1 pseudogene is annotated in these 218 nt (G+C 56.0%); it reads right to left on the reverse strand.

Annotated elements, in window-relative coordinates:
- Positions 1-218, reverse strand: a pseudogene (locus NE609_RS17470) (topoisomerase); the annotation flags it as partial.

A 218-nucleotide genomic window follows, 5' to 3' on the forward strand; every position in this document is an offset into this window, starting at 1 on the left:
GATAGCAGACCCATGCTGTGCCGTCTTTCTCGGTCACAAGTCTGTCCCCGATACGACTCTTTGCCGTTCTCATGGTGCGTGAGGAAATCCCACGCCCATTGACCGTCTTTTCCAGCTCTGCGCTCGGCATACGCTTTCCGTCTGCAAGCAGTTCCAGAATGATCATTTGCGCCTGTGCGGTCTTGCTTTCGGTCTTGGCGGTGTCTGTCCCGGCAAGA

The organism is Anaerotruncus sp. DFI.9.16, assembly GCF_024461615.1.
GTDB lineage: Bacteria > Bacillota > Clostridia > Oscillospirales > Ruminococcaceae > Anaerotruncus > Anaerotruncus massiliensis.